The sequence below is a fragment of the Nostoc sp. PCC 9305 genome, from assembly GCF_963920915.1.
GTDB lineage: Bacteria > Cyanobacteriota > Cyanobacteriia > Cyanobacteriales > Nostocaceae > Nostoc.
On sequence record NZ_CAWUDN010000193.1, the window covers coordinates 1 to 7,099 of the forward strand.

8 protein-coding genes are annotated in these 7,099 nt (G+C 41.3%); 5 read left to right on the plus strand and 3 right to left on the minus strand.

The window, feature by feature from the left end; genetic code table 11:
- Positions 1-44 precede the first annotated feature (44 nt).
- Positions 45-674 (minus strand): Uma2 family endonuclease, encoded by a 630-nt coding sequence (locus ACM0OX_RS34630; RefSeq protein ID WP_414519617.1) that lies wholly within the window; start codon positions 672-674, stop codon positions 45-47.
- 422 nt (positions 675-1,096) lie between these two features.
- On the opposite strand from ACM0OX_RS34630, the gene ACM0OX_RS34635 reads away from it, so the two are divergent.
- Positions 1,097-2,464: an NAD-dependent succinate-semialdehyde dehydrogenase gene (locus ACM0OX_RS34635; RefSeq protein WP_414519627.1), complete on the plus strand. Its 1,368-nt coding sequence runs from the start codon at positions 1,097-1,099 to the stop codon at positions 2,462-2,464.
- A gap of 93 nt (positions 2,465-2,557) precedes the next feature.
- A complete protein-coding gene (locus tag ACM0OX_RS34640) occupies positions 2,558-4,201 on the plus strand; it encodes an acetolactate synthase large subunit (RefSeq protein ID WP_335199504.1) in 1,644 nt (547 codons plus the stop codon).
- A 138-nt stretch (positions 4,202-4,339) separates the two neighbouring features.
- Here ACM0OX_RS34640 and ACM0OX_RS34645 read toward each other — a convergent pair whose 3' ends face one another.
- Positions 4,340-4,678, minus strand: a complete 339-nt coding sequence (locus tag ACM0OX_RS34645) for a hypothetical protein (RefSeq protein WP_414519619.1) — start codon at positions 4,676-4,678, stop codon at positions 4,340-4,342.
- Positions 4,679-4,724: 46 nt separating this feature from the next.
- Positions 4,725-4,961: a hypothetical protein gene (locus tag ACM0OX_RS34650; protein WP_292723056.1), complete on the minus strand. Its 237-nt coding sequence runs from the start codon at positions 4,959-4,961 to the stop codon at positions 4,725-4,727.
- Between the two features lie 214 nt (positions 4,962-5,175).
- On the opposite strand from ACM0OX_RS34650, the gene ACM0OX_RS34655 reads away from it, so the two are divergent.
- The 3 genes from ACM0OX_RS34655 to ACM0OX_RS34665 all read left to right on the plus strand — a co-directional run bounded on the left by ACM0OX_RS34655 (position 5,176) and on the right by ACM0OX_RS34665 (position 6,962).
- Complete coding sequence (locus ACM0OX_RS34655) at positions 5,176-6,285, plus strand: ATP-binding protein (protein ID WP_414519621.1); 1,110 nt, start codon at positions 5,176-5,178, stop codon at positions 6,283-6,285.
- A gap of 2 nt (positions 6,286-6,287) precedes the next feature.
- Positions 6,288-6,509 (plus strand): hypothetical protein, encoded by a 222-nt coding sequence (locus ACM0OX_RS34660; RefSeq protein ID WP_414519623.1) that lies wholly within the window; start codon positions 6,288-6,290, stop codon positions 6,507-6,509.
- A 165-nt stretch (positions 6,510-6,674) separates the two neighbouring features.
- A complete protein-coding gene (locus ACM0OX_RS34665) occupies positions 6,675-6,962 on the plus strand; it encodes a GIY-YIG nuclease family protein (RefSeq protein WP_414519625.1) in 288 nt (95 codons plus the stop codon).
- Positions 6,963-7,099 lie beyond the last annotated feature (137 nt).

Genomic DNA, 7,099 nt, shown 5'->3' on the forward strand with positions numbered 1-7,099 from the left:
AATTACGAATTACGAATTACGAATTACGAATTACGAATTACGAATTACGAATTACCGACTATGCCAGCACTAAAAATTTGCTCTGCTGTCAAATCTAACTCTGGAAAAGTTGGCGACTGGATACGGTTATTTTCTCGAAATTTACTAACGCGATACTCACCTTCTTCTAAACAGCAAACTAAAATAGTCGGTTGTTTGGGTTTGCCAATAAATTCCCTACCGCCCAATGCACCATAATCGACAATCCAGTATTCAGGAATTCCCATTTCTTCATAGTCAGCGTATTTTTTCAGATAATCATCACGCCAGTTTGTACTTACCACCTCAATTACTAAAGGAATTGATGCTGCTTTAGTAACAGTTGATGCTTTTTTCCACAGAGGTTCATTAACTAAATTAGTAAGATTTAGGAGCAGCAAATCTGGCGAGTAAGCTGATTCGTTTTCAAGTGGTTTAACTAATACTGTTTTTGGTATACCATAGGTTAGACTGAGACGACTATATTCTAAAGTAATTTTTGTTGATAAAAATACAACAATCTCTTCATGGTCGCCTGTCGGTTGAGGCATTTCTACTACTACTCCATCATATAGTTCGTAACGTTGTCCCCTATTATCTGGATATTTAGCAACGAACTCATCGAATGTAACTACTTTGCCTAAGACTTGAGTCATAGCTTGATTCCTCAATTGTGCAAATTATAGCAACTTTATCGAAACAGAATTCAGGAGTCAGGAGCCAGAATGGGCTAAACGCCCCGCTACCGCTAACAGAATGAATTTTGTGCGACTGGTAGATGAATCCAGGGCGTTTTTGCACCCCCACTAAATAAAAGATTTAGTGGTCTTAAATCATTGGCGGGTCTGAATCCCCCACTGATTCATTCTGACTTCTGAATTCTTCTTCAATTGTATTTAATTCATCAATATTAATACTGATCGATTGGTATACTTTAATTCAATTAAAATTGCGAAATCGTAATATTCAGCAGCTATTTTTTGGCTAAAAGACTAGAATTTGGGTGGTAGCTTCCTCAGTTTATATGTATAACATTAGGAAGCCAACTTCAAGCTATTTTTTAACGGGAGGTCAGGTAATGGCGATCGCCACCATTAATCCCGCCACTGGGGAGACGCTCAAAACCTTTGAGGCGCTCAATGATACAGAAATTGTCGCTAAACTCGATTTAGCCAGTCAGACTTTTGAACAGTATCGTCAGACTAGTTTTTTGACGCGATCGCAATGGCTAGAAAAAGCTGCTGATATTTTAGAGCAAGACAAAGCAGAATTTGCTAAGTTAATGACTCTAGAAATGGGTAAACCATTTAAAGCTGCGATCGCAGAAGTCGAAAAATGCGCCGCCGTCTGTCGCTACTATGCCGAACACGCCCCTGGTTTTCTAGCTGATGTCAGTGTAAAAACTGATGCCAGCCAGAGTTTTGTACGTTATCAACCAATGGGTGCGATTCTCGCGGTGATGCCGTGGAATTTTCCCTTCTGGCAAGTTTTTCGTTTTGCCGCACCAGCCCTGATGGCGGGGAATGTCGGCTTACTCAAACATGCTTCTAATGTGCCGCAGTGTGCCTTGGCAATTGAAGATATTATTCGACGGGCAGGTTTTCCTGAAGGTGCGTTTCAAACTCTATTAATAGGCGCTGCCAAAGTTGCCGATTTAATGGCTGATGAGCGCGTAAAAGCTGCCACCTTGACAGGAAGCGAACCAGCAGGTGCATCCCTCGCCGTCGCCGCCGGCAAACAAATTAAAAAAACAGTTTTGGAATTGGGAGGAAGTGACCCGTTTATTGTGTTAGAAAGTGCTGACTTAGAGACAGCAGTTGTCACAGCTACTACAGCGCGGATGTTAAATAACGGGCAATCATGTATTGCAGCGAAACGTTTTATTGTCGCAGATGCGATCGCAGACAAATTTGAAAAATTGCTTTTAGAAAAATTTGAGGCGCTAAAAGTAGGCGATCCTATGCAACCAGATACCGATTTAGGCCCACTGGCAACTCCTGGTATTCTCCAGGATTTAGACCAACAAGTGCAAGGTGCGATTAGCAGCGGTGGTAAAGTCATCACCGGTGGACATCCTTTATCAGATCGTCCGGGAAACTTTTATCCGCCAACGATTATCATAGATATCCCCACCGACACACCAATTGCAAAAGAAGAATTCTTTGGCCCGGTAGCCTTGTTATTCCGGGTTCCAGATATCGATGCTGCCATCAAACTCGCTAATGACTCACCCTTTGGCTTAGGTGCAAGTGCTTGGACAACCAACGACCAAGAGAGCGATCGCTTGGTTGAGGAAATCGAAGCTGGTGCCGTGTTTATCAACAGTATGGTCAAATCCGATCCTCGGTTGCCCTTTGGTGGCATCAAGCGTTCTGGATATGGCAGAGAATTGAGTATCCAAGGTATACATGAGTTCGTCAATGTTAAAACCGTGTGGGTTAAATGATTAGTCATTAGTCATTGGTCAAAGGACAAAGGACAAATGACTAATGACAAAGAACAAAAGTCTTATTCGTTAATAGAGTTGTCGGAAAATAAAATGAATACAGCAGAATTATTGGTGCAGTGCCTAGAAAATGAAGGAGTGCAATATATTTTTGGACTCCCTGGTGAAGAAAACCTGCACGTTTTGGAAGCGTTAAAACATTCTTCGATTAAATTTATTACGACTCGTCATGAACAGGGTGCAGCATTCATGGCCGATGTCTACGGACGCTTAACCGGAAAAGCCGGAGTATGTCTTTCTACTCTTGGCCCTGGGGCAACCAACTTGATGACTGGGGTCGCAGATGCTAACCTCGATGGTGCGCCTTTAGTGGCCATTACCGGTCAAGTGGGAACAGATAGAATGCACATTGAATCCCATCAATATTTAGATTTGGTGGCAATGTTTGCACCTGTTACCAAGTGGAATAAGCAGATAGTGCGACCGAGTATTACACCAGAAGTAGTACGGAAAGCATTTAAGCGATCGCAATCGGAAAAACCTGGTGCAGTTCACATCGATTTGCCAGAAAATATTGCTGCTATGCCCGTCGAAGGCAAACCTTTGCGTAAGGATAATAGCGAAAAAACTTATGCATCTTTTGCTAGCATTCGGGCAGCCGCCGCCGCAATTTGCCAAGCAGTTAACCCATTAATCTTAGTCGGAAATGGGGCAATTCGCGCTCATGCAAGTGATGCCGTAACGCAATTTGCTACCTTGCTGAATATACCTGTTGCTAATACCTTCATGGGTAAAGGTGTTATTCCCTATACACATCAACTAGCTTTGTGGTCAGTGGGATTACAGCAAAGAGACTTCATTACCTGTGCTTTTGATAACACAGATTTAGTAATTGCGATCGGCTACGATTTGATTGAGTTTTCCCCCAAAAAATGGAATCGGAATGGTGAAATCCCAATTGTGCATATTGGGGTAAGTCCGGCGGAGATTGATAGTAGTTATATTCCCAACGCCGAAGTTGTGGGAGATATTTCAGATTCCCTCTATGAAATCTTAAAATTAGCAGACAGACAAGGCAAACCCGATCCCTTTGCTATTAGCTTAAGATCGGAGATTCGGGCTGATTACGAACAGTATGCCCATGATGACGGATTTCCCATTAAGCCGCAAAAGTTAATTTATGACTTACGGCAAGTGATGGGCCCAGATGATATCGTCATCTCTGATGTTGGCGCACATAAAATGTGGATGGCTCGTCATTATCATTGCCATAGTCCTAATACTTGCATAATTTCCAATGGCTTCGCAGCTATGGGTATTGCTATTCCTGGCGCTTTAGCAGCAAAACTCGTTCATCCTAAGCGCAAAGTCGTGGCTGTCACAGGCGATGGCGGCTTTATGATGAATTCTCAAGAATTAGAAACAGCCTTGCGTGTCGGTACGCCTTTTGTCACGATAATTTTCAATGATGGTGGCTATGGGTTAATTGAATGGAAGCAAGAAAATCAATTTGGTAAAGGAAATTCATCCTTTGTGCATTTTAGCAATCCTGATTTCGTCAAATTAGCCGAAAGCATGGGTTTAAAAGGCTACCGAGTTGAATCGGCTTTAGATTTGATTCCCACTTTGAAAGAAGCCCTCGCTCAAGATGTACCCGCAGTGATAGATTGTCCCGTAGATTATCGGGAGAATCACCGCTTTAGTCAAAAAGCCGGCGAGTTGACTTGTGCGTTGTAAAAAGTTAGGAGTTAGGAGTTAAGAGTTAGGAGTTAGGAGTTAGGAGTTATTTATTCCTAACTCCTTATTAATGTCTACTCCTTTAGTGTTTTGGTAAGGTATGTTACACCAAGGGCTAACGCACCGCTTTACTTCATTTTATAGATATATTTCTTCTCTTTCTTTGCGTCCTTCTCTACGAGACGCTACGCGAATGCGTCCTTTGCGGTTCGTAAAAAAAACCACGAAGCTCAAAGGTTCATTCACGAGTATCAAAAACTCATTCACCAAGCTTAGAGGTTCATCGACGAAGCTCAAAGGTTCATCGATGAAGCTCAGAGGTTCATCGACAAAGCTCAGAGGTTCATCGACAAAGCTCAGAGGTTCATCGACGAAGCTCAAAGGTTTATCGACGAAGCTCAAAGGTTTATTGCCAAAGCTCAGAGGTTCATCGATAAAGCTCAAAGGTTCATCGACGAAGCTCAGAGGTTCATTCACAATGAGTTAGAATCAATAACTTCTAACTCATTACTGATTTTTACTCCTAATTAATTGTCTTCTGGTCTAAATTTGTACTTTCTTGTTTTTGGGCAATGTCTTCTACTGCTTTGCATTGCCTTTTGTCAATATCTGACTTAATAATGAGTCCCTTCGTATTGAGCGATATTTCCACTTGGTATTGACCATTCACCATATTAATCGCAGCGTAAGTTACTGTACCAAACATCATCACTCCGCAAAGTGATAGGATAATTTGCAGAATTCCCAGTTCTCGTTTCATTTTCAAAGCCCTTAATTCCTTACATTCTCATTACAACTTGGTGCTGGCTGAGAACTGAGTTGAGAAACAGTCACCGATTAGACAAGTTTTAGTTGATTATCGGTTAAGTTGAGGATGACTCTAATATCTAGAGTGCAAGACGTTATGACTAAACAGCTTTGCTATTTAGCGAGTATAAAAACCTGATATACTCACAGCAGTTTCTCGATGAGGAATGATGGCGCGATCGCTCCGAGTAGCCCCAGAGTATATTGAAAAAGTAAAGTCAGCACTTCAACGCAACAGCTATCCTAGCCAGCAGTCATTGGCCAGTGGCGCAGGAATTGGTTTATCCACAGTAAAAAACTTCCTCACCGGTAAACCTGTTGACTATCTGAATTTTCTAGAACTTAGCGCTAAGTTAGGACTAGGCTGGCAAGACATTGCATACAAAGAACCAGAAACTCAACCAAATAAACCTCAACCAACTAACGGGGAAGCATCGCCCTTCATCACTGGCGCACCCATTACCCAACCACGTTACTTTTTTGGACGCGAAAAAGAATTAAAACGTCTCTTCAACTTACTCAAACGTCATCCCCTGCAAAACGCCGCCATTATTGGCAAAAAGCGCAGTGGCAAAACATCCCTGCTGCACTACCTCAAAAATATTAGCACCACCCCAGTAGAACAGTTGCGTCCTAAGCAAAAATCTGACTGGCTACCGTATCCAGAAAATTACTGTTGGATTTTCGTAGATTTGCAAGATGCACGAATGCAAAGTAGAGAAGGACTGCTAAAGTACATCCTAGAATCACTGAAGATGCAAGTGCCGACACCTTGCGATTTAGATCGTTTCATGGATGTAGTCAGCGATAATTTGCATTCTCCCACAGTCATCTTATTGGATGAGATTAGTGTTGGATTGCAACGCTGTCCAGAATTAGACGATTGCTTTTGGGAATGTTTGCGGTCTTTGGCAACTAACCACACAAGCGGAAATCTAGCATTTGTCTTGGCTACCCCCGAATCACCGATTGAAATGGCGCGAAACACAGGACACAGTTCACCTTTTTTCAATATTTTCGGCTACACCGCATATCTGGGAGTATTAGCTGAGACAGAAGCGCGAGAATTGATAGCAAGTTCGCCCATTCCCTTCACTGACGAAGATGTAGAGTGGATTTTGACACAAAGTTGCTGCTGGCCACTGTTGTTACAAATTCTGTGTAGAGAAAGATTATTTAATTTAGAAGAAGGGGAAAAGGATGATAATTGGTGTGAGGAAGGATTACAACAAATAAAACCATTTGCTGATTTATTAGATTCAGAATTAGCGGAGTAACTATGAAAGCACATCGAATTGAAACAAAGTTAACTAAAAACGGAACCTTGATTCTTGAAGATTTACCGTTTCAGGCTGGGGAAGCCGTTGAAATTATCATTCTAGAAAGTCACACTCATCCCCAAGAAGCGAATTTGTACCCATTGCGTGGCAAAGAACCGTACCGTTATGACGATCCTTTTGAACCTGCTGTGCCTCTGGAAGATTGGGAAGTCCTGCAATGATAAATTTAAATTGTCATTGCGAATGGAGCGAAGCGGAATGAAGCAATCGCAATGCCTCGCAATGACTATAAATATTTTTGTCCATATACTTACTTATAATTTTGCAGTGACAAATATCACAAAAATTTGTTATGACTGAGTTTCTATCACAAATAAAGATTATAAATGAGCAAGCAATATTATTTGTATATCATGACAAATAAATATAATACTGTCCTATATACAGGAGTAACAAAGGATTTACAAAGGAGAGTTTATGAACACAAAGAGAAAATAATAGAAGGATTTACTAATAAATACAACATTACTAAATTAGTTTATTACGAGGTATTTGAAGATGCTTATACAGCAATTAGTAGAGAAAAACAAATTAAAGCAGGTTCCAGACAAAAGAAAATTGATTTAGTCAATAGCATCAATCAAGAATGGAAAGACTTATATGATGGATTGTAAATTTTACTGGTGTGATTGCGATCGCACTAAAGCAAAGCTCACTAATCCTAGCTTTGGCGATTGCTTCTTTCCGCTAACGCTGCATTCGCAATGACATATTAACAAACAGTTTGTTATTGCGATCGCACTCAGGTCAA

Coding starts and splice junctions, on each gene's coding strand:
- ACM0OX_RS34630 (WP_414519617.1), bottom strand. CDS start 674: ATGACTCAAGTCTTAGGCAAAGTAGTTACATTCGATGAGTTCGTTGCT.
- ACM0OX_RS34635 (WP_414519627.1), top strand. CDS start 1,097: ATGGCGATCGCCACCATTAATCCCGCCACTGGGGAGACGCTCAAAACC.
- ACM0OX_RS34640 (WP_335199504.1), top strand. CDS start 2,558: ATGAATACAGCAGAATTATTGGTGCAGTGCCTAGAAAATGAAGGAGTG.
- ACM0OX_RS34650 (WP_292723056.1), bottom strand. CDS start 4,961: ATGAAACGAGAACTGGGAATTCTGCAAATTATCCTATCACTTTGCGGA.
- ACM0OX_RS34655 (WP_414519621.1), top strand. CDS start 5,176: ATGATGGCGCGATCGCTCCGAGTAGCCCCAGAGTATATTGAAAAAGTA.
- ACM0OX_RS34660 (WP_414519623.1), top strand. CDS start 6,288: ATGAAAGCACATCGAATTGAAACAAAGTTAACTAAAAACGGAACCTTG.
- ACM0OX_RS34665 (WP_414519625.1), top strand. CDS start 6,675: ATGAGCAAGCAATATTATTTGTATATCATGACAAATAAATATAATACT.